Origin of the sequence: Halorubrum sp. Atlit-26R, from assembly GCF_003666015.1 — an archaeon.
Lineage (GTDB): Archaea > Halobacteriota > Halobacteria > Halobacteriales > Haloferacaceae > Halorubrum.
The window spans coordinates 1-484 of the sequence record NZ_QPLT01000449.1; the positions used below are offsets into that span (position 1 = coordinate 1).

1 protein-coding gene is annotated in these 484 nt (G+C 66.9%); it reads right to left on the bottom strand.

The features are described from left to right. The coding region (locus DVK07_RS21400) for a beta-galactosidase trimerization domain-containing protein (protein ID WP_199719728.1) at positions 1-484 on the bottom strand (484 nt) is incomplete at both ends.

Sequence of the window (484 nt, forward strand, 5' to 3'; positions counted from 1 at the left end):
CGTTCGAGCACCGAGGAGGAGACAGCCACCCGAATCGACGTAGTCGGTCAGCGCGGTCGACAGTTCGTCGCCGACGAGATACAAAGTCGGTGCGACGACCGCGTCGTACCGTTCGAGAGTCGCTTCCGGCGAGACGATGTCGACCTGCACGCCGCGGGCGCGAAGCGCATCGTAGTACGTCCGTAAGTGGTTCCAGTAGTCCCAGTCGGGCGAGAGAGGTTGCGAACGCGTCGCCCACAGGCTCTCGTAGTCGTGGACGAGCGCGACTGACGCATCGACCGAATCCAAGTCGAACAGTTCGTCGGCGGCGGTCGATGCTTCGCGGTACCCGCGGTCCGGAGAGCCGTCCTGCCGCCGAAGCCCGGCGTGGTACTGTTCTTGCCCTTGACGACAGCGACGCCAGCGGAAGTAGACGACGGCGTCCGCGCCGTGGGCGACGGCGTGGTGAGCCCACAGGCGCATCGCCCCGTCGGCCGGTTGCGGC